This is a genomic window from Ectopseudomonas khazarica, assembly GCF_004521985.1.
GTDB classification, from domain to species: domain Bacteria; phylum Pseudomonadota; class Gammaproteobacteria; order Pseudomonadales; family Pseudomonadaceae; genus Aquipseudomonas; species Aquipseudomonas khazarica.
On record NZ_SBHZ01000015.1, the window covers coordinates 23,411 to 43,652 of the forward strand.

Consider the following 20,242-nt stretch of genomic DNA (forward strand, 5'->3'; position numbering starts at 1 on the left):
CTGGACCTCAGGCGCTCTTGGTCTGCGGGCTGCGAGCGACCGAGCACAGGCGAATGGAGTCGGCCAGGACTTCGATGGCGTTGGGCCGCGGGAAGCTGGCGCGCCAGGCGATGGCCACGGTGCGGAAGGGCACCGGCGCGCTGAGCGGGCGCACCTCGATCACGCCGGGGGCGTAGTGGTGGCTGTCGACCGCCGAGAACGGCAGGATCGACACACCCAGGCCGGAGGCGACCATGTGGCGGATGGTCTCCAGCGAGCTGGATTCCACCGTGGTGTGCTTGCCGTGGTCATCGCCACCCTTGCGCAGCGTCGGGCAGGCTTCCAGCACCTGGTCGCGGAAGCAGTGGCCCTCGCCGAGCAGCAGCAGGCTCTTGTCGTTGAGCAGCTTGGTGTCGATGGTTTCCATCTCCGCCCAGGGGTGGCCGGCCGGCAGCAGCGCGTAGAACGGTTCGTCGTACAGCGGCTTGGTCAGTACATCGGCCTCCTGGAAGGGCAGGGCGATGATGATCGCGTCCAGCTCCCCGGTGCGCAGCTTGTCGCGCAGGATATGGGTGAAGTTTTCCTCGATGTACAGCGGCATGTCCGGGGCGACCCGGTGCAGCTGCGGAATCAGGTGCGGGAACAGGTAGGGGCCGACGGTGTAGATGGCGCCGATCTTCAACGGCGCCGCCAGCTGGTTCTTGCCGGCCTGGGCCAGCTCGCGGATGCCTTGCGCCTGCTCCAGTACCTTCTGCGCCTGGGTCACGATGCCCTCACCGACCGGCGTCAGGCGCACGGCGCTCTTGCTGCGCTCGAAGATCAGCACGCCGAGCTCGTCCTCCAGCTTCTTCACGCCCACCGACAGGGTCGGCTGGCTGACATGGCAGCGCTCGGCGGCGCGCCCGAAGTGCTGTTCCTGAGCGAGGGTGACGATGTAACGCAGTTCGGTGAGGGTCATAGTGTTTATCCATTAAGTTGCCGCTAAGCATAGCCTTTGCATTGCGATGAACCAACCGGGCTGACCGACTGTTTGAGAACAATATGTGTTGCCGTGGCTGGCGCGTGCGCGAGTCCGATCAACAGGCCGGCTGCCGGCGCGAGCCTGCCTTCCAGCTGTTGCGGCCGGGCGCTGACGTCCTCGCCGAGGCGCCTGAGCGGCCTGTTACACTGCGCCTTCGCCTAAACGTCATGGAGAAGAGCATGTCCGCACCTAACAGTCTGCTGATCGTCGGTTGTGGCGATGTCGGTAGCCGCCTTGGGCAGCGCATGGCCGACGCTGGCTGGCGCGTACTGGGGCTGCGCCGCAACGTCGCGGCCCTGCCGGCCGGCATCGAGCCGGTGGCCGGTGATCTGCACGCGGACCCGTGCCCGGCGGACTGGCCGCGGCAGCCCCTGGACTACCTGGTCTACTGCGCCGCTGCCACCCAGCACGACGAGGCCGGCTATCGCGCTGCCTATGTCGACGGGCTGCGTCGCACCCTGGGTTGGCTGGCGCTGCATGGGCAGCGCCCACGGCGCATCCTGTTCGCCTCCAGCAGTGGCGTCTATGGCCAGCAGGACGGCGAGTGGATCGACGAGGACTCCCCGGCCGAGGCGCAGAGCTATTCGGCGCTGATCATGCGCGAGGCCGAGCGCGTCGCCCTCGACAGCGGCCTGCCGGCGACCGCCGTGCGCCTGACCGGTCTCTACGGGCCGGGGCGGCAGTGGCTGCTGAGCCAGGTGCGTGCTGGCTATCGCGTCAGCGAGACGCCGCCGCTGTATGGCAACCGTATCCATGTCGACGATGCCGCCGGGCTGCTCGCGACCTTGTTGCAGGCGGACGCCGCCGGCACGCCGCTGGCCGATCTCTATCTGGGTGTCGACGATGAGCCCGCCGCGCTGCATGAGGTGGTGGCCTGGCTGCGTGAGCGCCTGGGTGTCAGCCACTGGAGCGACGAGCAGCGTGTCCGGCGCGCCGGCAGCAAGCGTTGCAGCAACGCCCGCGCCCGGGCCCTGGGCTGGGCGCCGCAATACCCCAGTTACCGCGAGGGCTACGCGACGATGTTGCAGGACGCCTGAGGTTGGCCGGTAACCGCTTGCTGGCCAGGCCCTGGTTGCCGGGCGTGGAGCTGTTCCACGCCGACTTCTCCGGGCAGGCGTTCGGCCGCCACAGCCACGATGCCTTTGCCGTCGGCGCCATCGTGCAGGGCGTCGGCGGGTATCAGTGCCGGGGGCAGCGCTATGCCCTGCCGGCCGGCACCCTGTCGCTGATGAACCCCGAGGAGCCGCACACCGGGCATGCCGAGTCGGCACGGGTGGTCTATCGCATGCTCTATGTCGAAGAGGCGCGCCTGCCCGCGCTGCTCGGGCGCAAGCGCCTGCCTGAGGGGTTTCGCGAGCTCAACCCGGCCGATGATGGCCAGGTGGCGGCCGGGCTCGCGCGGCTGGCGAGTGCCTTCGAGCACAGCGACGCGCTGACCCTGGAAAGCGAGTTGCTGGCGCTGCTCGAGCAGGTGTTCGTCCGCCATGGCGGCCTGCGCGCGGTGCGTGCCGCGCCACGCGACGGTGGCATGACGGCCTGGGTGCGAGACTATCTGGAGGCGCATCACGCACAGGCGGTCAGCCTGGATGAACTGGCCCGTCTGGTGCAGCGCCATCCCCGGCACCTGATCGAGGCCTTTCGTCGTGCCTACGGCGTACCGCCGCACACCTACCTGCTGCAGCGCCGGGTGCGTGAAGCCAAGCGCCTGCTGTTGAGCGAGCAGACGCCCGTGGAGGTGGCGCTGGGCCTCGGCTTCTGCGATCAGGCGCATTTCTCCGCGACCTTCAAGCGCTTCACCGGCGTCACGCCGGGCCAGTTCCGGCGTCTTGCCGCGACCTGAGTTTTCTTCAAGACCGCAGCGCCGGGCTCCCCGGAAACTGACCTCCATTGCCAAGGAGGTCGTCTCTCATGCTCGCGCTGTTCGCCCTGGTCGCCAGTACCCACTTTGCCGCCTTGCTGTCGCCGGGGCCGGACTTCTTCCTGCTGATTCGCACCGCGCTGAGCCAGGGGCGCCGCCAGGCGGACGGGTGCGCCGCCGGCATCGCCCTGGCCAACCTGCTGAGCATGCTGCTGGTGCTGCTGGCCCTGCAGGCACTGCCCGGGCAGGGGGGGCCGTTCTGGAGGGTGCTGCAGCTGGTCGGTGGGGTCTACTTCGCCTGGATCGGCGTGCAGGCGCTGCTGTCACGGCGTGACCTGCGCCTGCCGGACGCTGCGCAGGTGGCGCTGGGCAGCTGGACGCGGGGGCTGCGCCAGGGGCTGCTGGCCAGCAGCCTGAATCCCAAGCTGCCGCTGTTCTACGCGGGGCTGTTCGGTGTCCTGCGCGAAGCCGCCATGCCGAGCTGGGGCCTGCTCCTGGCCATGTTGTGGATGACCCTGGTGGTCTGGGGCTGGGACCTGGCCCTGGTACGCCTGCTGGCCTATCCGCGCTGGCGCAGCTGGCTGCAGCAGCGGGTGCGCTGGCTGGACCGCGGGTGCGGGGCGCTGCTGTCGCTGCTGGGGGTATCGCTGGTGCTGGGCGGGCTGCTCGACTAACCCGCCGCCCGACTCATGGTTGCCGGCGCTTGAGCAGCCAGCGCTGCGGGCCTGGCTGGTACTCGGGCATTTCGTCGAACTGGGCGCGGTTCTGTGCTTCGAAGATACGCAACTGGTTGCCTTCATGGACGAACAGCCAGGGGCTGCCCTGGTCGCCCGACTGGAGCCAGAGGCTGTCGTTCTCACCGCTCATGGCCGCGCAATCACCGGCCAGGCACAGGGCGAAACGCTCGGCGCCTGGCAGTCCTTCGACCTGGCCGTCGACCTGGAAGCGCACCAGGCCACCCTGGCCGATGCCTTCCTCGATCAGCCAGTCGCCACCCAGGTAGTCACGGTACAGGGCCTGCTCGAAGCGGCTGCCCAGTGGTGCCGGGCCTTCCTTGCTGTCGACGCGGGTGAACTGCTGTTCAGGCCAGTACTCGCTGGCCACCTGCACCAGTTGGCCATCCTCGACGCTGAGCCGCTCCTGGTAGTCGCCGTAGAAGGTGACCTGCCAGCGGCCTTCGCCGGCGGCCTGCAGCCTGCCTTCTGCCAGCTCGAAACCGTTGCTGTAGCTGGCTTGTCGCTGCGCCGGGTCGATCTGCCATTCCAGGTTCGGGCCATAGGCGAGCAGGGCTTCGCGCAGGCGCCCGCTGGCGCTGGCGGCATCGATGGCTGCCTGGTTGATCCAGGTGCCGCTGGGGTCGTTGTTCGGTGTGCTGGCGCAGCCGGCCAGCAGGGCGCTGGCTAACAACAGAGCTGTCAGACGCATGGTGATCTCCATGCAGGGGGGAGAAGGGCGGGGCCGTGCGCCCCGCCTCGGGACTTATTCCAGAACCAGAATAGCGTCCATTTCCACCTGCGAGCCACGCGGCAGGGCGGCAACGCCGATGGCGGCGCGTGCCGGGTAGGGCTGCTCGAAGTAGCGACCCATGATCTCGTTGACCTTGGCGAAGTGCGAGAGGTCGGTGAGGAAGATGTTCAGCTTGACGATGTCCTTGAACGAACCACCGGCGGCTTCAGCCACGGCCTTGAGGTTCTCGAACACCTGCACGGTCTGGGCCTCGAAGCCTTCGACCAGCTCCATGCTCACCGGGTCCAGCGGGATCTGCCCGGACATGTAGACGGTGTTGCCGGCCTTGATGGCCTGGGAGTAGGTGCCGATGGCGGCGGGGGCCTTGTCGCTGCTGATGACGGTCTTGCTCATGAATCGCTCCTTGTGAGAACTGGCTGGGTCGAGCACCCAGCCTACAGGCTGGAAATGGGTGGATTGTGTCAGGCGCGCACCCGAGTGATACGCATCACGCCCTTGAGCGCACGCAACTTCTTGATCACCCGGGCCAGGTGCACGCGGTCATGCACGCTGATCACCAGTTGCACGACGCTGATGCGCCCGTCGCGCTCGTCCATGCCGATCTTCTCGATGTTGCCATCGGCGGCATTGACGCTGCTGGCCAGCAGGGCGATCAGGCCGCGCTGGTGCTCCAGTTCGACGCGCAGTTCGACATTGAATTCGCCGGTGACATCCTTGGCCCAGTTGAGCTGGATGCATTTTTCCGGGTTGTGGCGGATGTCGGCGATGTTCCGGCAGCTTTCCATGTGCACCACCATGCCCTTGCCGGCGGACAGGTAGCCGACGATGGGGTCGCCCGGAATCGGCGTACAGCACTTGGCGTAGCTCATCACCAGGCCTTCGGTGCCGCGAATCGCCAGCGGCCCTTCGCTGCTGGGCAGGGCGTCGTCGCTGCTCTCGGCGAGCAGGCGGCGGGCGACCACGTAGGCCATGCGGTTGCCCAGGCCGATGTCTTCGAGCAGGTCCTCGATGACCTCCTGGCGGTATTCGCCCAGCACGGTCTGGATGCGCTCGGCGCTGATCTTCTCCAGGTGCGTGTCGAAGCTGGCCAGCACCTTGTTCAGCAGGCGTTCGCCGAGGCTGATGGACTCGGAGCGGCGCTGCTGCTTGAGCGCATGGCGGATGTGCGTGCGCGCCTTGCCGGTGACCACGAAATTGAGCCAGGCCGGGTTCGGCCGGGCGCCCGGGGCGGTGACGATTTCCACCGTCGAGCCGCTTTCCAGGGCTTGCGACAGCGGCGCCAGGCGGCGGTTGATGCGGCAGGCGATGCAGGTATTGCCGACGTCGGTGTGCACCGCGTAGGCGAAGTCGACCGCCGTGGAGCCTTTCGGCAGCTCCATGATGCGGCCCTTGGGCGTGAACACGTAGACCTCGTCCGGGAACAGGTCGATCTTCACGCTCTCGATGAACTCCAGCGAGTTGCCGGCGCGTTGCTGCAATTCCAGCACGCCCTTGACCCACTGCCGCGCACGGGCGTGGTTGCCCTTGGGCGCTTCGTCCTCGCTGGACTTGTACAGCCAGTGTGCGGCGATGCCGTTGTTGGCCATCTCTTCCATCTCGCGGGTGCGGATCTGGATCTCGATGGGCACGCCGTGCATGCCGAACAGCGTGGTGTGCAGCGACTGGTAGCCGTTGGCCTTGGGAATCGCGATGTAGTCCTTGAAGCGGCCGGGCAGCGGCTTGTACAGGTTGTGCACGGCGCCGAGCACGCGGTAGCAGGTGTCGACCTTGTCGACGATGATGCGGAAGGCATAGACGTCCATGATCTCGTTGAACGCCTTACGCTTGCCGCGCATCTTCTGGTAGATGCTGTAGAGGTGCTTCTCGCGGCCGATGACTTCGCCTTCCATGCCCTCGTGCTGCAGGCAGAGCTGGATCGACTCCTCGATCTTGGCGACGATTTCCTTGCGGTTGCCCCGGGCGCGGCGTACGGCGGCGCGGATGCGCTCGGAGCGCATCGGGTGCATGGCCTTGAAACCGAGGTCCTCGAACTCCACGCGCATGGCGTGCATGCCCAGGCGGTTGGCGATGGGCGCGTAGATTTCCAGGGTTTCCTTGGCGATGCGCCGGCTCTTCTCGTGCGGCATGGCATCGAGGGTGCGCATGTTGTGCAGGCGGTCGGCGAGCTTGACCAGGATCACGCGAATGTCGCGGGCCATGGCCATGGCCATCTTCTGGAAGTTCTCGGCCTGGGCCTCGGCCTTGGTCTCGAAGTTCATCTGGGTCAGCTTGCTGACCCCGTCGACCAGTTCGGCCACGGTTTCGCCGAACTGCGCGTTGAGCGCTTCCTTGGCGATGCCGGTGTCTTCGATGACGTCGTGTAGCATGGCGGCCATCAGGCTCTGATGGTCCATGTGCATGTCGGCGAGGATGCTGGCCACGGCCAGCGGATGGGTCACGTAGGCTTCGCCACTGCGGCGGCGTTGGCCATCGTGCGCCTGTTCGGCGTAGAAATAGGCTCGGCGGACCAGGTTGACCTGGTCATGGCCGAGGTAGGTCGAAAGCCGATCGGCGAGAGCGTCTATGCCAGCCATGGGACGCTCCCCGGATGACTGGCCTCGTGCTGCGAGCGACTTCGACCCGGCATCATCGACTTACAGAGGCTCGTTGGCCTCTTCCTCGAAGGCAGCGAACAGCGGCTCTTCTTCAACGATGTCTTCCTGGGCGACGATCTCGGCATCGACCAGGCCGGCAGCGATTTCGCGCAGGGCGACGACGGTCGGCTTGTCGTTTTCCCAAGCGACCTTCGGCTCCTTGCCGCCGGTGGCCAGTTGGCGCGAACGCTTGGTCGCGAGCATGACCAGTTCGAAGCGGTTATCAACGTTGTCCAGGCAATCTTCGACGGTAACGCGAGCCATGGTGTTCCTCGTAACGTGTGCGGATAAGCTTGGCCCGAGCGGGCGAGCGGACTGAATATTGTAAAGCAGCTTCAAGCTTCAAGCTAGAAGAAGGCGCCAATCCGGTCTTGCTTTTACTTGCGGCTTGTGGCTTGACGCCGGTGGCTGCCGTTAAGCCAGCAGTTCGCTGAGCAGGCCGGCATGGCGTTGTTGCTGCTGCGATTGCGCCAGCTGGTTGCAACGGAAGATCGCCTTGAGGTCGCTCAGGGCATGGTTGAAATCGTCGTTGATCACCAGGTAGTCGTACTCGACGTAGTGGCTCATCTCGCTGACGGCCTCGCGCATGCGCCGCTCGATGGTCTCGCCGCTGTCCTGGCCGCGGTTGGTCAGGCGATGGCGCAAGGCTTCCTGGGTCGGCGGCAGGATGAAGATGGACTTGGCCTGCGGCATCAGCTTGCGCACCTGCTGGGCGCCCTGCCAGTCGATTTCCAGAATCAGGTCGAAGCCCTCGGCCAGGGTCTGCTCGACCCACTTCTGCGAGGTGCCGTAGAAGTTGTCGAAGACCTGGGCGTGTTCGAGAAACTCGCTGCGCTCGATCATGGCAGTGAACTGGGCATGCTCGACGAAGTGATAGTTCACCCCGTCCTGCTCGCCTGGGCGCATGGCGCGGGTGGTGTGCGAAACCGAGACGCGAATCTGCACCTCGCTGTCGATCAGGGCCTTGACCAGGCTGGTCTTGCCGGCGCCGGAGGGTGCGGAAACGATGTAGAGGGTGCCGGTGGTGGCCATGAAAGCGATCCTGGGAAAAGCGTTGAACGAAAGATAGCAGCCGTATGGCTGACGTTACTCGATATTCTGCACCTGCTCGCGCATCTGCTCGATGAGCACCTTCAGGTTCACCGCAGCCTGCGTGCTGCGCGGGTCGAAGGCCTTGGAGCCGAGAGTGTTGGCTTCGCGGTTGAGTTCCTGCATGAGGAAGTCCAGGCGGCGCCCGGCAGCGCCGCCGGCCTTGAGTACGCGGCGCACTTCGCTGACGTGGGTGCTGAGGCGGTCGAGTTCTTCGGCGACGTCGCTCTTCTGCGCCAGCAGCACCAGTTCCTGCTCCAGACGCTGCGGGTCGAGCTCGGCCTGCATCTCGGCGAAGCGCGTCTCGATCTTGGCGCGCTGGCCGGCGAGCATCTGCGGGACCAGTTCGCGCAGGGCGGCGACCTCGTCGAGAATGGCGTCGAGGCGATCGGCCAGCAGCTTGGCCAGTTCGGCGCCCTCGCGGGCACGGCCGGCCTTGAGTTCGCCGAGGGCTTCGGCGAACAGGCTGAGGGCGGCGGCGTTGAGGGCCTGCGGGTCGGCCGAGTCGGCGACCAGCACGCCGGGCCAGGCCAGCACTTCCAGCGGGTTGAGCGGGGCGGGCTGCTGGATCAGCGCGGCGACCTGCTCCGCGGCGGCGATCAGCTGGCGTGCGCGCTCGCTGTCGACCTGCAGCTGCTTGTCGGTCGCCTCTTCGGCGAAGCGCAGGGTGCATTCCACCTTGCCGCGCGACAGCCCCTGGCGCAGCGCCTCGCGCACGGCGCCTTCGAGGTCGCGGAAGGCTTCCGGCAGGCGCAGGTGCGGCTCCAGGTAGCGATGATTGACCGAGCGCAGTTCCCAGCTCAGGGTGCCGTGGGCGGTCGCCTGCTCGTTGCGGGCAAAGGCCGTCATGCTGTGAACCATGGGAGTACCTCGCGGGATTCGGCTCGAAAAACGCAGGATTGTAGCCCAGGGGCGTGCCCATTTCATGCCCGGCTGATCCGCCGGGGCGCGCCTGCCGTCTGCCGCTGCCAATTCGGCATGTCGTCCTGCTCTGCGGCCCCCTATAATGCGTGCTGTTTTCACTTAATGAAGTAGGTATCGCTCGATGAAACGTCCCAGTGGCCGCGCCGCCGATCAGTTGCGCTCGATTCGCATCACCCGCAACTACACCAAGCACGCCGAAGGCTCGGTCCTGGTCGAGTTCGGCGATACCAAGGTGATCTGCACCGTTAGCGTCGAGTCGGGCGTGCCGCGTTTCCTGAAAGGTCAGGGTCAGGGCTGGCTGACCGCCGAGTACGGCATGCTGCCGCGCGCCACCGGCGACCGTAACCAGCGCGAGGCCAGCCGTGGCAAGCAGGGCGGCCGTACCCTGGAAATCCAGCGCCTGATCGGCCGCTCGCTGCGCGCCGCGCTGGACATGAGCAAGCTGGGCGAGAACACCCTGTACGTCGATTGCGACGTGATCCAGGCCGACGGTGGTACCCGTACCGCCTCGATCACCGGTTCCATGGTGGCGCTGATCGATGCGCTGAAGGTGCTGAAGAAGCGTGGTTCGCTGAAGGGCGAGCCGCTCAAGCAGATGATCGCCGCGGTGTCGGTCGGCATCTACCAGGGCGAGCCGGTGCTGGACCTGGACTACCTGGAAGACTCGGCCGCCGAGACCGACCTCAACGTGGTGATGACCGACGCGGGCGGCTTCATCGAGGTGCAGGGCACCGCCGAAGGCGCGCCTTTCCAGCCGGACGAGTTCAATGCCATGCTGGCCCTGGCGCAGAAGGGCATGAACGAAATCTTCGAGCTGCAGAAAGCCGCGCTGGCCGACTGATCTTCCCGAGCAAGGAGCACCCAGATGAACGATGAACTGCAGAATCCGCTTCCGACCCCCAGTCAGGAGGCCCGTCAGTGGGCGATGTTCTGTCACTTCGCCGCATTTCTCGGGCTGGTGTTCCCCTTCGGCAATCTGCTCGGCCCGCTGATCCTCTGGCAGGTGAAGAAGGACCTGGACCCGTTCGTCGATGAGCAGGGCAAGGAGGCGCTGAACTTCCAGATCAGCGTCGCCCTGGCCGCCGTGGTGTGCTTCATCCTGATGGTGGTGGTGATCGGCTTCCCGCTGCTCATGCTGCTGGGGCTGGCGGCCCTGGTGCTGACCATCATCGCCGGGATCAAGGCCAACGAGGGGCAGTCCTACCGCTATCCCTTCAGCTGGCGCCTGGTGAAGTAGGCGAGCACGCAGCAAAAAGCCGGCGAAATGCCGGCTTTTTCATGCCTTGCGCTCAGACGCTGAGAATCCAGTCGTAGTCGACGATCAGCGGCGCATGCTGGGAGAAGCGCGGCTGGCGCGGCAGGCGCGCGCTGCGCACGCTGCGACGCATGCCCGGGGTCAGCAGCTGGTAGTCGAAGCGATAGCCCAGGTTGAGCATCTCCGCCTGTTCGTTGTCCGGCCACCAGCTGAACTGATCGCCTTCGCGGCTGACTTCACGCAGGGCATCGACGTAGCCCATGGTGCCGATCACCTCGTCCATCCAGGCGCGCTCGGGCGCGAGGAAGCCGGGTGTCTGCTGGCAGTCGCGCCAGTTCTTCACGTCCAGCTTCTGGTGAGCGACATGCAGTGAACCGCAGTAGATGTACTCGCGGCGCTTGCGGCGTTGCTTGTCCAGATAATGGGTGAAGTCGTCCATGAACTTGAATTTCTGATTCAAGCTCTCGTCCCCGTCCCGACCCGAAGGCAGGAGCAGAGTGGCAATACTTACCTTGTCGAAATCGGCCTGCAGGTAGCGCCCGTAGCGATCGGCCATTTCAAAGCCGAGGCCGCTGATCACCGCCTTGGGTTGCAACCGCGAATAAAGCGCCACGCCACCTTGGCTGGGCACTTCACCGTCGCATGCATAGAGGAAATAACCATCCAGTTGGAAGGCTTGGTCGTCCAGTTCAAAGGCGGAGGCACGGGTGTCTTGCAGGCAGATCACGTCGGCATTCTGGGCTTGCAGCCAGCTGAGCAATCCACGCTCGGCCGCAGCCTGAATACCATTCACGTTCACACTGATGATCCGCATAAATGGCCCCCAAAAACACGTGCGTGTATGATACCCGAGCTCACCTCATTTAGCTAAATCCGTGCCGTCCGGGACTTTTCATGCAAACGTACCAGCGTGATTTCATTCGCTTTGCCATCGAACGCGGTGTTCTGCGTTTCGGCCAGTTCACTCTCAAATCCGGGCGCACCAGTCCTTATTTCTTCAATGCCGGCCTGTTCGACAGCGGCCTGGCCCTGGCCCAGCTCGGGCGCTTCTATGCGGCGGCCATCGTCGACAGCGGCATCGATTTCGACGTGCTGTTCGGCCCGGCCTACAAGGGTATTCCGCTGGCCGCGACCACGGCGGTCGCGCTGGCCGAGCATCATGGCCGTGATCTGCCCTGGTGCTTCAACCGCAAGGAAGCCAAGGATCATGGCGAGGGTGGCACGCTGGTCGGTGCGCCGCTGGAAGGGCGGGTGCTGATCGTCGACGACGTGATCACCGCCGGCACCGCCATCCGCGAAGTGATGCAGATCATCCAGGGCCAGGGTGCCCAGGCGGCCGGTACGCTGATCGCGCTGAACCGCCAGGAGCGTGGCCAGGGCGAGCTTTCTGCGATCCAGGAGGTCGAACGCGACTTCGCCATGCCGGTAGTGAGCATCGTGTCACTACAACAGGTACTGGAATATCTGGCAGGGGATGCTGAACTGAAGCAATATCTCCCGGCTGTCGAAGCCTATCGCGCCGAGTACGGAATCTAGCCCTAGCACAAGGTCGTTCTATGTCTGCACCGCTCCTGACCCGCTGTACGCTGCTGTTGAGCTTGCTACTGCCGCTGTCCGGAGTGGCTGCCGAGCTTTACCGCTACGTCGACGACAAGGGTGTCACGGTGCTCAGCCGTCAGGGCGTGCCGCCCGAATTCATCGGCAAGGGCTACGAGGTGCTGAACGACCAGGGACGTGTGGTGCGGGTGATTCCGCCGGCGCCGACGGCCGAAGAGTTCGCCCGCATGCAGGCCGAGAAGGTGCGCGCCAGCAATGACGCGAAGCTGCTGCGCCTCTATACCAACCTCAACGACGTCGACCGTGCCCGCGAGCGCAAGCTGGCGGAGCTCGACAGTGTCACCAACGTGGCGCGCGGCAATCTGCAGTCGGTACGCACGCAGCAGGCCAACCTGCAGAGCCAGGCCGCCGAGCATGAGCGTGCAGGCCGGCAGGTGCCGGAAAACCTGCTGGCGCAGATCAATAACCTCAAGGAAGAGCAGCAGCGGCTGCAGCGCGACATTGCCCGCTACAAGGAGGCGCGTGGCCGCGCCGAAGCCGGTTTCGCCGCGGATCGTGCACGCCTGGCCGAGCTGTTCGGCGAGCCGCAGAGCAAGCCGTAGACGCTGAGCTTTCCCGTGCCCCTGTGGGGGTAATCGGAACCTGTGGCGATGCCGCTTCAGGGCTGCCAGGGCGTGATGCCTGCCTGACCCGTCCCCGACCTATGGACACCCTCTCCGGCAAGCAGGAGAGGGGCATCAGCAAGCCGCGAGCGCGGCTGGCTTTCAGGGGCGCTTGCGGTTGCTGATCATGGTGCCGTTGCCGATATCGGTGAAGATCTCCAGCAACACGGCATTCGGTACGCGGCCATCGATGATGTGCGAGCTGGTCACGCCACCCTGCACCGCCTCCAGGGCGCACTTGATCTTCGGCAGCATGCCGCCGTAGATGGTGCCGTCGGCAATCAGTTCGTTGACCTGCTCGGTGGTCAGGCCGGTGAGCACGTCGCCCTGCTTGTTCATCAGGCCGGCGATGTTGGTCAGCAGCATCAGTTTCTCGGCTTTCAGCGCCTCGGCCACCTTGCCGGCCACCAGGTCGGCATTGATGTTGTAGGACTCGCCGTCCGGGCCGACGCCGATGGGCGCGATGACCGGGATGAAGTCACCCTTGACCAGCATGTTCAGCAGGTCGGTGTTGACCCCGGTGACCTCGCCGACATGGCCGATATCGATGATCTCCGGCTGGGTCATCTCCGGGGTCTGGCGGCTGACCTTGAGCTTGCGCGCGCGGATCAGGCAGGCGTCCTTGCCGGTCAGGCCGATGGCGCTGCCGCCATGCTGGTTGATCAGGTTGACGATGCTCTTGTTGACCTGGCCGCCCAGGACCATTTCCACCACGTCCATGGTCGCGGTGTCGGTGACGCGCATGCCGTCGATGAAGTGGCTCTCGATGGACAGGCGCTTGAGCAGGTCGCCGATCTGCGGGCCGCCGCCGTGCACGACCACCGGGTTGATGCCGACGGCCTTCATCAGCACGATGTCCCGGGCGAACCCCTGCTTGAGCTCCTCGCTTTCCATGGCGTTGCCGCCGTACTTGATCACCAGGGTCTTGCCGACGAAGCGGCGGATATAGGGCAGGGCTTCGGACAGTACCTTGGCAACCTGGGCGGCGGCGTCACGCTCGAGGGTCATGCGGGGGCTCCTGGAACTAATCGATCAAAAGGGCAGTTGCAGGTCGGGGGCGACCTTGTGCAGCTGGTTGCGGAACACATCCTGAATCCGCTCCAGCTCTTCCTGGGTGTCGGCCTCGAAGCGCAGCACCAGCACCGGCGTGGTGTTGGAGGCGCGGATGAGGCCCCAGCCCTTGGGATAGTCGACGCGCACACCATCGATGCTGGTGAGATTGGCCTCGCCCCACTGGCCTTCACGCTGCAGGCGCTCGATCAGCGGAAACTTGCTCTGCTCGGTCACCTGGATGTTGATTTCCGGCGTGGAGATGTCGCTCGGGAAGGCGCTGAACACCAGCTCGGCTTCGCGCTTGTCGAGGCTGAGGATTTCCAGCAGGCGCGCGGCGCTGTAGATGCCGTCGTCGAAACCGAACCAGCGCTCCTTGAAGAAGATGTGGCCGCTCATCTCGCCGGCGAGCAGGGCGCCGGTTTCCTTCATCTTTTTCTTGATCAGCGAGTGGCCGGTTTTCCACATCACCGGACGACCGCCATAGCCGCTGATCAGCGGGGTCAGGCGACGGGTGCACTTGACGTCGAAGATGATGTCGGCGCCCGGGTTGCGCGATACCACGTCCTTGGCGAACAGCATCAGCAGGCGGTCGGGATAGACGATGTTGCCGGTATTGGTGACCACGCCAACGCGGTCGCCATCGCCATCGAAGGCCAGGCCGAGATCGGCGTTTTCCGCTTTCACGCGGGCGATCAGGTCCTTGAGGTTCTCCGGCTTGCCCGGGTCCGGGTGGTGGTTGGGGAAGGTGCCGTCCACTTCGCAGTACAGCGGGATCACGCTGCAGCCGAGGGCTTCGATCAGTTGCGGGGCGATCACGCCGGCCGCGCCGTTGCCGCAGTCGACCACCACGCGCAGCGGCTTGGCCAGGGCGATGTCGTCACGGATGGTCTTGAAGTAGCGCTGCAGCACGTCGACCTGCTGCACGCTGCCCACGCCGCTGGCCAGGTCGTTGTCGTCCAGGCGGGTCTTCAGCGCCTGGATCTGCTCGTTGGCCAGGGTGTCGCCGGCGATGATGATCTTGAAGCCGTTGTAGTCCGGCGGGTTGTGGCTGCCGGTGAGCATCACGGCGGAACGCCCTTCCAGCACGTTGGCGGCGAAATACACCACCGGGGTCGGCACCATGCCGATATCGGTCACTTCGCAACCGCAGTCGAGCAGGCCCTGTACCAGCTGTTGCAGCAGTTCCGGGCCGGAGAGGCGGCCGTCACGGCCGACGATGACCTTGGGTTCGCCCTGGGCCAGGCTCTGCGAGCCGATGGCACGGCCGATCCAGTAGGCGTACTCGGCGGTCAGGGTGTCACCCACCACGCCACGGATGTCGTAGGCGCGGAAGATGTCGGCGGGGAGTTTCGGGGCGCTTTGGCTAGTCGTCATTGCGGGGTTCTGCTCCAGTCCCAGGAGATCCTGGTCTTCGTCGAGAATGTCGATATCGAGGATATCGGTGTCCTGGAACAGCGGGTCGACCAACTCGGCGGGCTTGGCAGCGGGCGGAGCGGCGGGAGCCGCAGCTGTTCCTTTAGCGGGTGTGGTACTGCCTTCAGGGCTGCTGCGACGCGGCAGCCGGGCCAGGCTCTGAGCCAGGGCATCGAGTGCTGGCACGCTGAGGCTGAAGGCTTTGACGTTTTTGCCGGCGGAGAGTTCTTTGAGCATTTGCCCGAGTTGTCTGGCGTCGCCGTTGACCTGGCGTTGCAGGCCGCCGCGCACCAGGATCAGGCCGATGACCGCGCCGCCGAGGGCGAGCAGGGCGGCCAGGGCCAGCATCAGCGGAGGAATGCTGCCCTGCACCAGGCCGGGGCCGGGGGTGAAGGTGACTTTCCAGTAGGGATTGCCGGTGGCGAAGGTCTGGGCGTTGCCGGCGCCCGGCTGGCCACGCTGCAGCAGCACCTGCGCCGGGGTGTTGGCGAACTGCTGCACCAGCTGCAACTGGCCATACTCGGCCGGCAGCGGCGGCAGTGCCGCGAGCAGGCGTTGCAGATCGAACGCCAGCAGCAGGGTGCCCTGGGCCGGCTGGGTTTCGCTCATGCGCAGCGTTGCCGCGCTGTAGGCCAGCCAGCGCTGGCCGACCCGATAGGCTTCGATGGCGGGTTGCTGGCCGCTCTCGGCGCGGCGCAGCATGTCCAGCCCGGCGAAGTTCATGGGGGCTGCGCGGCTGGTGTTCTGCACGGCTTCGCCACGCCGGTTGAGATGGGCATCGATGACGCCGTCCCAGTAGCCCAGGCGCCGTTCGGCTTCGCTGACCTGCAGGCTATCGCCGCTCTGCAGGGCCTGCAGCAGCTCGGGGTTGCGCGCAGCGGACAGGCTGTCGGCCTGCATCTGCTTGAGCGCCTGCTGCACCGCAGCGGCCTGGCTGCTGCCGATGGCCTGGGTCAGCTCGGCCTGGCGGGCCTGGTCACCGCTGCTCTGGACGAACCAGAGCAGCGCGCCGCCGGCGCCCACGCCGATCAGCGTGGCCAGCAAGCCGGGCAGCAATGGGCCCAGGGCCGGCGCCGGCGCCTTGCTCCTGGTCTTCTCCGGCACGATGGCGGCGGAGGTGTCTGCTTCCTTGGCGTTGCGCTTGAAGAGTTTCACGTGGGTGCTCCTCGGCGGATCGTCCTGTGGGAAAGGGTCAGTGGCTGCCGGAGTGGCCGAAGCCGCCCGAGCCGCGTTGGGTTTCGTCGAACTGCTCGACCAGCTCGAAGTGCGCCTGCACCACAGGCACCAGCACCAGCTGCGCGATACGCTCGCCGATGGCGATGGTGAACGGCGTCTGGCCGCGGTTCCAGCACGACACCATCAGCTCGCCCTGGTAGTCCGAGTCGATCAGGCCGACCAGGTTGCCCAGCACGATGCCGTGCTTGTGGCCCAGGCCCGAGCGCGGCAGGATCATCGCGGCCAGGCCCGGGTCGCCGATGTAGATCGACAGGCCGGTCGGGATCAGGACGGTCTGGCCCGGCTCGAGGACGATGTCCTCCTTGAGCATGGCGCGCAGGTCGAGGCCGGCGGAGCCCGGGGTGGCGTATTGCGGCAGGGGGAATTCCTGGCCGAGGCGAGGATCGAGGATCTTGGCTTGCAGAGCGTGCATGGTCAGTTCTTGTTCAAACGGTCGGCGATGAGTGTGATCAACTGGCGGGCGATCTTGCCCTTGCTGGTCTGGGCAAAGCTGGTTTGCTGCAGCTCGCGGTCGATCACGGTGATGGCGTTCTCTTCACTATTGAAGCCGATGCTGGGGTTGGCCACATCGTTGGCGACGATCAGGTCGAGATTCTTGTCGCGCAGCTTGCGCGAGGCGTATTCGAGCAGGTTCTCGGTTTCCGCGGCGAAGCCCACGCTGAACGGGCGGTCGTCGCGACCTGCGATGGTGGCGAGGATATCCGGGTTGCGCACCATTTGCAGGAGCATCCCCTCGCCACTGCTGGGGTCTTTCTTCAATTTGTGCTGCGCGACCACTTCCGGGCGGTAATCGGCCACGGCCGCGGCGGCGATCAGCACGTCGCAGGGCATCGCAGCTTCGCAGGCGGCGAGCATGTCGCGGGCACTGACCACATCGATCCGGCTGACCCGGTCCGGCGTCGGCAGGTGCACCGGGCCGCTGACCAGGGTGACCCTGGCGCCGGCTTCGGCGGCGGCCTCGGCCAGGGCGAAGCCCATCTTGCCGGAGCTGTGGTTGGTGATGTAACGCACCGGGTCGATGTTTTCCTGGGTCGGGCCGGCGGTGATCAGGATGTGCAGGCCGTCCAGCGCCTGACGCTCGAAGCAGTCGGCGGCCAGGTTGGCGAGGTCGTTCGGTTCGAGCATGCGGCCCAGGCCGACGTCGCCGCAGGCCTGGCTGCCGGATGCGGGGCCGAACAGGCGCATGCCGCGCTGTTGCAGCAGGTCGAGATTGGCCTGGGTGGCAGCGTCGCGCCACATCGCCTGATTCATCGCCGGCGCCAGGGCGATCGGGGCGTCGGTGGCCAGCACCAGGGTGGTCAGCAGGTCGTTGGCGATGCCCTGGGCCAGGCGGGCCATGAGGTCGGCGGTGGCCGGGGCGATGAGGATCAGGTCGGCCCAGCGTGCCAGTTCGATATGGCCCATCGCCGCTTCGGCGGCCGGGTCGAGCAGGTCGAGATGGACGGGGTGCCCGGAAAGCGCCTGCAGGGTCAGCGGCGTGATGAACTCGCGGCCGCCCTGGGTCATCACCACGCGGACTTCGGCGCCCTGATCCTTGAGTCGGCGAACCAGCTCGGCGCTCTTGTAGGCGGCAATACCGCCCCCCACGCCGACGATGATGCGTTTGCGATACAGCCGCTGCATAGGCTTGCCTTTTATATACCGGTGGATGTGCGCCACGTGACCAACGCCTCCCCAGGCCGGTCCCGTGTAAAAAGATGGGCTACGATAGCACAGCGCCCGCAGCGGAACAGCGGGCGCCTGGCTCGACATGGAGGTGTTCGATGAGCATTCGCGACTGGCCCGCGGCGGAGCGTCCGCGGGAGAAATTGCTGGAGCAGGGCGCTGCTGCGCTGACCGATGCCGAACTGCTGGCGATCTTCCTGCGCACGGGGGTTGCCGGCTGCAGTGCGGTGGACCTGGCGCGGCGCCTGCTTGCCGAGTTCGGCAGCCTGCGGGCCTTGCTGGAGGCGGAGTTGCCTGACTTCAGTCAGCACCTCGGCCTGGGGCCGGCCAAGTACGCGCAGCTGCAGGCGGTGCTGGAGATGGCCAGACGGCATCTGGCCGAGCGTCTGCGCCGTGATTCGGCGCTGGAGAGTCCGCAGGTGGTGCGCGACTACCTCAAGGCGCAATTGCGCCACGAGTTGCACGAGGTGTTCGGCTGCCTGTTCCTCGATGCCAAACATCGCGTGCTGGCGTTCGAGGTGCTGTTCCGTGGTGGCATCGACAGTGCCAGCGTCCACCCCCGGCAGGTGGTCAGGCGTGCGCTGGCCAACAACGCGGCGGCGGTGATTCTCACCCACAATCACCCGTCTGGCGTTTCCGATCCCAGCCAGGCCGACCGTGTGCTGACCCGCCGCCTCAAGGACGCGCTGGCGCTGGTGGAGGTGCGGGTGCTCGACCACTTCATCGTCGGCGACGGCGAGCCGCTGTCGATGGCCGAGCAGGGGTGGATGTAGCCCGGCCGGTCAGCGGGCCAGGCTGACCCTGGCGAAGTCCTGCCGACCGAACGGGCTGACCCGGTAGCCCTCGACCTTGGCGTCGAGCAGGGTGAAGGCCGTGGGGTGGGCCAGCGGCAACCACAGCGCCTGCTGCTGGATGATCGCCTGCGCCTGGTGATAGAGGCGGCTGCGTTCGGCCTGGTCGCTGTGGGTCTTGCCGTCGGCGATCAGCTGGTCCAGGTCCTTGTCGCAGTAGCGCGCGAAGTTGAGGCCGGACTCGACCGAGGCACAGGCGAATTGCGGGGTGAGGAAGTTGTCCGGATCGCCGTTGTCGCCGGCCCAGCCCATGAACAGCAGATCGTGCTCGCCGGCCTTGGCGCGGCGGATCAGCTCGCCCCATTCGATCACGCGGATTTCGGCGTCGATGCCGACCTTGGCCAGATCCGCCTGCAATAGCTGGGCGCCGAGGCTGGGGTTGGGGTTGAGCAGGCTGCCGCTGGGGCGGGTCCAGATGGTGGTCTTGAAGCCGTCCGCCAGGCCGGCTTCGGCCAGCAGGGCGCGGGCGCGCTCCGGCTCATGGGCGTAGCCGGGCAGCTCGCGGGCGTAACTCCAGGTGTTCGGTGGGTAGGGGCCGTTGGCCGGCTCGGCGCTGCCTTCGAACACGGCCTTGACGTAGCTGGCCTTGTCGAACGCCAGGTTGATCGCCTGGCGGACCTGCGGCTTGTCCAGCGGCGGGTGCTGGCTGTTGATACCGACGAAGGCGGTCATGAAGGCGGCGGTCTGGGCACTCTTGAGCTTGGCGTCGCCGGCGATGGCCTGGACGTCCTGTGGCTTCGGCGACAGGGCGATCTGGCATTCGCCGCGGCGCAGCTTCTGCAGGCGCACGTTGCTGTTCGGGGTGATGGCGAAGATCACCCGGTCCATGGCGGGCTTGCCGGCAAAATATTCCGGGTTGGCGCGGTAGCGCACGGCGGCGTCCTTCTGGAAGCGTTCGAAGACGAAGGGGCCGGTGCCGATGGGCGCGCTGTTGAGCTTCTCCGGTGTGCCCGCCGCCAGCAGTTGCTCGGCATATTCCGCCGGGTAGATGGAGGCGAAGCCCATGCTCAGGGTGGCCAGGAAGGTGGCGTCGCGGCGGCTCAGGGTGATGCGCACGCTGTGTGCGTCCGGCGCCTCGACCCTGGCGATCAGGCTTGGCCACTGCATCGATTGCGCATGCGGATAGCCGCTGACGGCGACCGCGTGCCAGGGATGCTGGTCGTCGAGCATGCGCTGGAAGCTGAACACCACGTCCCGGGCATCGAGGTTGCGGCTGGGGGTGAAGGCGGCGCTGTGGTGAAAATGCACGTCATCGCGCAACTGGAAGTCGTAGACCAGGCCGTCCGCCGAGATCGACCAGCTGCGCGCCAGGCTCGGCAGCAGCTTGCCCTGCACGGCGTCGAACTCCACCAGGCGGTTCATCAGCATGTCGGCCGATGCATTGGTGGTGGTCAGCGAGTTGTACTGCACCACGTCGAAACCTTCCGGGCTGGCTTCGGTGCACACGCTGAGGGTCGCGGCCTGGGCAAGGATCGGGGTGCACAGCAGAGTGGCGAGCAGCAGGCGCATGGTTGGCTCCATTCCTGGCGTGGATGACAAGCTTGCAACCCTAGTCGATTTGCCGGGTGCTGAATACCTC

At 66.1% G+C, this 20,242-nt stretch carries 21 protein-coding genes; 8 read left to right on the top strand and 13 right to left on the bottom strand.

Annotation, left to right across the window (positions count from 1 at the left end; all coding sequences use genetic code 11):
* Positions 1 to 7: 7 nt before the first annotated feature.
* Positions 8 to 937: a hydrogen peroxide-inducible genes activator gene (locus EPK82_RS18675; RefSeq protein WP_037051126.1), complete on the bottom strand. Its 930-nt coding sequence runs from the start codon at positions 935 to 937 to the stop codon at positions 8 to 10.
* A 242-nt stretch (positions 938 to 1,179) separates the two neighbouring features.
* On the opposite strand from EPK82_RS18675, the gene EPK82_RS18680 reads away from it, so the two are divergent.
* The 3 genes from EPK82_RS18680 to EPK82_RS18690 all read left to right on the top strand — a co-directional run bounded on the left by EPK82_RS18680 (position 1,180) and on the right by EPK82_RS18690 (position 3,532).
* On the top strand, positions 1,180 to 2,037 hold the full coding sequence (locus EPK82_RS18680) for an NAD-dependent epimerase/dehydratase family protein (RefSeq protein ID WP_134677626.1): 858 nt from the start codon (positions 1,180 to 1,182) through the stop codon (positions 2,035 to 2,037).
* A 2-nt stretch (positions 2,038 to 2,039) separates the two neighbouring features.
* Positions 2,040 to 2,840 carry a helix-turn-helix transcriptional regulator gene (locus tag EPK82_RS18685; protein ID WP_134677627.1) on the top strand — a complete coding sequence of 267 codons (801 nt, stop codon included), beginning with the start codon at positions 2,040 to 2,042 and terminating at the stop codon, positions 2,838 to 2,840.
* Positions 2,841 to 2,908: 68 nt separating this feature from the next.
* Positions 2,909 to 3,532, top strand: coding sequence for a LysE family translocator (locus EPK82_RS18690; protein ID WP_134677628.1), 624 nt, complete (start codon positions 2,909 to 2,911; stop codon positions 3,530 to 3,532).
* A gap of 13 nt (positions 3,533 to 3,545) precedes the next feature.
* On the opposite strand, the gene EPK82_RS18695 is transcribed toward EPK82_RS18690, so the two are convergent.
* From EPK82_RS18695 to EPK82_RS18720, 6 genes are all read right to left on the bottom strand, one after another.
* Positions 3,546 to 4,283 (bottom strand): hypothetical protein, encoded by a 738-nt coding sequence (locus tag EPK82_RS18695; RefSeq protein WP_134677629.1) that lies wholly within the window; start codon positions 4,281 to 4,283, stop codon positions 3,546 to 3,548.
* Positions 4,284 to 4,337: 54 nt separating this feature from the next.
* Complete coding sequence (locus EPK82_RS18700; protein ID WP_037051135.1) at positions 4,338 to 4,718, bottom strand: RidA family protein; 381 nt, start codon at positions 4,716 to 4,718, stop codon at positions 4,338 to 4,340.
* Between the two features lie 68 nt (positions 4,719 to 4,786).
* Positions 4,787 to 6,898 (bottom strand): bifunctional GTP diphosphokinase/guanosine-3',5'-bis pyrophosphate 3'-pyrophosphohydrolase, encoded by a 2,112-nt coding sequence (gene spoT, locus EPK82_RS18705; RefSeq protein WP_037051137.1) that lies wholly within the window; start codon positions 6,896 to 6,898, stop codon positions 4,787 to 4,789.
* A 60-nt stretch (positions 6,899 to 6,958) separates the two neighbouring features.
* On the bottom strand, positions 6,959 to 7,222 hold the full coding sequence (gene rpoZ / locus EPK82_RS18710; protein ID WP_037051139.1) for a DNA-directed RNA polymerase subunit omega: 264 nt from the start codon (positions 7,220 to 7,222) through the stop codon (positions 6,959 to 6,961).
* Between the two features lie 150 nt (positions 7,223 to 7,372).
* A complete protein-coding gene (gmk, locus tag EPK82_RS18715) occupies positions 7,373 to 7,990 on the bottom strand; it encodes a guanylate kinase (RefSeq protein ID WP_037051141.1) in 618 nt (205 codons plus the stop codon).
* A 54-nt stretch (positions 7,991 to 8,044) separates the two neighbouring features.
* Positions 8,045 to 8,908, bottom strand: coding sequence for a YicC/YloC family endoribonuclease (locus EPK82_RS18720; protein WP_134677630.1), 864 nt, complete (start codon positions 8,906 to 8,908; stop codon positions 8,045 to 8,047).
* Between the two features lie 184 nt (positions 8,909 to 9,092).
* Between EPK82_RS18720 and rph the strand changes: the two genes are divergently transcribed.
* A complete protein-coding gene (gene rph, locus EPK82_RS18725; RefSeq protein ID WP_037051147.1) occupies positions 9,093 to 9,812 on the top strand; it encodes a ribonuclease PH in 720 nt (239 codons plus the stop codon).
* 24 nt (positions 9,813 to 9,836) lie between these two features.
* Entirely contained in the window at positions 9,837 to 10,208 is a 372-nt protein-coding gene (locus EPK82_RS18730) for a DUF4870 domain-containing protein (RefSeq protein ID WP_037051149.1), read from the top strand.
* A gap of 52 nt (positions 10,209 to 10,260) precedes the next feature.
* Here the strand turns inward: EPK82_RS18730 and EPK82_RS18735 are convergent, their stop codons facing one another.
* Entirely contained in the window at positions 10,261 to 11,040 is a 780-nt protein-coding gene (locus tag EPK82_RS18735) for an exodeoxyribonuclease III (RefSeq protein WP_037051151.1), read from the bottom strand.
* Positions 11,041 to 11,120: 80 nt separating this feature from the next.
* Between EPK82_RS18735 and pyrE the strand changes: the two genes are divergently transcribed.
* Together pyrE and EPK82_RS18745 are read left to right on the top strand one after the other, a co-directional pair.
* Positions 11,121 to 11,762: an orotate phosphoribosyltransferase gene (pyrE, locus tag EPK82_RS18740; RefSeq protein WP_037051153.1), complete on the top strand. Its 642-nt coding sequence runs from the start codon at positions 11,121 to 11,123 to the stop codon at positions 11,760 to 11,762.
* Between the two features lie 20 nt (positions 11,763 to 11,782).
* A complete protein-coding gene (locus EPK82_RS18745; protein ID WP_037051155.1) occupies positions 11,783 to 12,385 on the top strand; it encodes a DUF4124 domain-containing protein in 603 nt (200 codons plus the stop codon).
* A gap of 162 nt (positions 12,386 to 12,547) precedes the next feature.
* On the opposite strand, the gene argB is transcribed toward EPK82_RS18745, so the two are convergent.
* From argB to coaBC, 4 genes are read right to left on the bottom strand one after another with little or no spacing between them, the layout of a single operon-like run.
* Complete coding sequence (gene argB / locus EPK82_RS18750; protein WP_037051158.1) at positions 12,548 to 13,453, bottom strand: acetylglutamate kinase; 906 nt, start codon at positions 13,451 to 13,453, stop codon at positions 12,548 to 12,550.
* A 24-nt stretch (positions 13,454 to 13,477) separates the two neighbouring features.
* On the bottom strand, positions 13,478 to 16,066 hold the full coding sequence (locus EPK82_RS25170) for a phosphohexomutase domain-containing protein (RefSeq protein WP_134677631.1): 2,589 nt from the start codon (positions 16,064 to 16,066) through the stop codon (positions 13,478 to 13,480).
* A 37-nt stretch (positions 16,067 to 16,103) separates the two neighbouring features.
* Positions 16,104 to 16,559, bottom strand: coding sequence for a dUTP diphosphatase (gene dut, locus EPK82_RS18760; protein ID WP_037051166.1), 456 nt, complete (start codon positions 16,557 to 16,559; stop codon positions 16,104 to 16,106).
* 2 nt (positions 16,560 to 16,561) lie between these two features.
* The gene (gene coaBC, locus EPK82_RS18765; protein WP_037051169.1) at positions 16,562 to 17,770 is read right to left on the bottom strand and encodes a bifunctional phosphopantothenoylcysteine decarboxylase/phosphopantothenate--cysteine ligase CoaBC; all 1,209 of its coding nucleotides are present in this window, start codon (positions 17,768 to 17,770) and stop codon (positions 16,562 to 16,564) included.
* A 140-nt stretch (positions 17,771 to 17,910) separates the two neighbouring features.
* Here coaBC and radC point away from each other — a divergent pair, with 140 nt between their 5' ends.
* Positions 17,911 to 18,585 (top strand): RadC family protein, encoded by a 675-nt coding sequence (gene radC / locus EPK82_RS18770; RefSeq protein WP_037051173.1) that lies wholly within the window; start codon positions 17,911 to 17,913, stop codon positions 18,583 to 18,585.
* Between the two features lie 9 nt (positions 18,586 to 18,594).
* Here the strand turns inward: radC and EPK82_RS18775 are convergent, their stop codons facing one another.
* Positions 18,595 to 20,172 (bottom strand): ABC transporter substrate-binding protein, encoded by a 1,578-nt coding sequence (locus EPK82_RS18775; protein WP_134677632.1) that lies wholly within the window; start codon positions 20,170 to 20,172, stop codon positions 18,595 to 18,597.
* Positions 20,173 to 20,242: the final 70 nt, after the last annotated feature.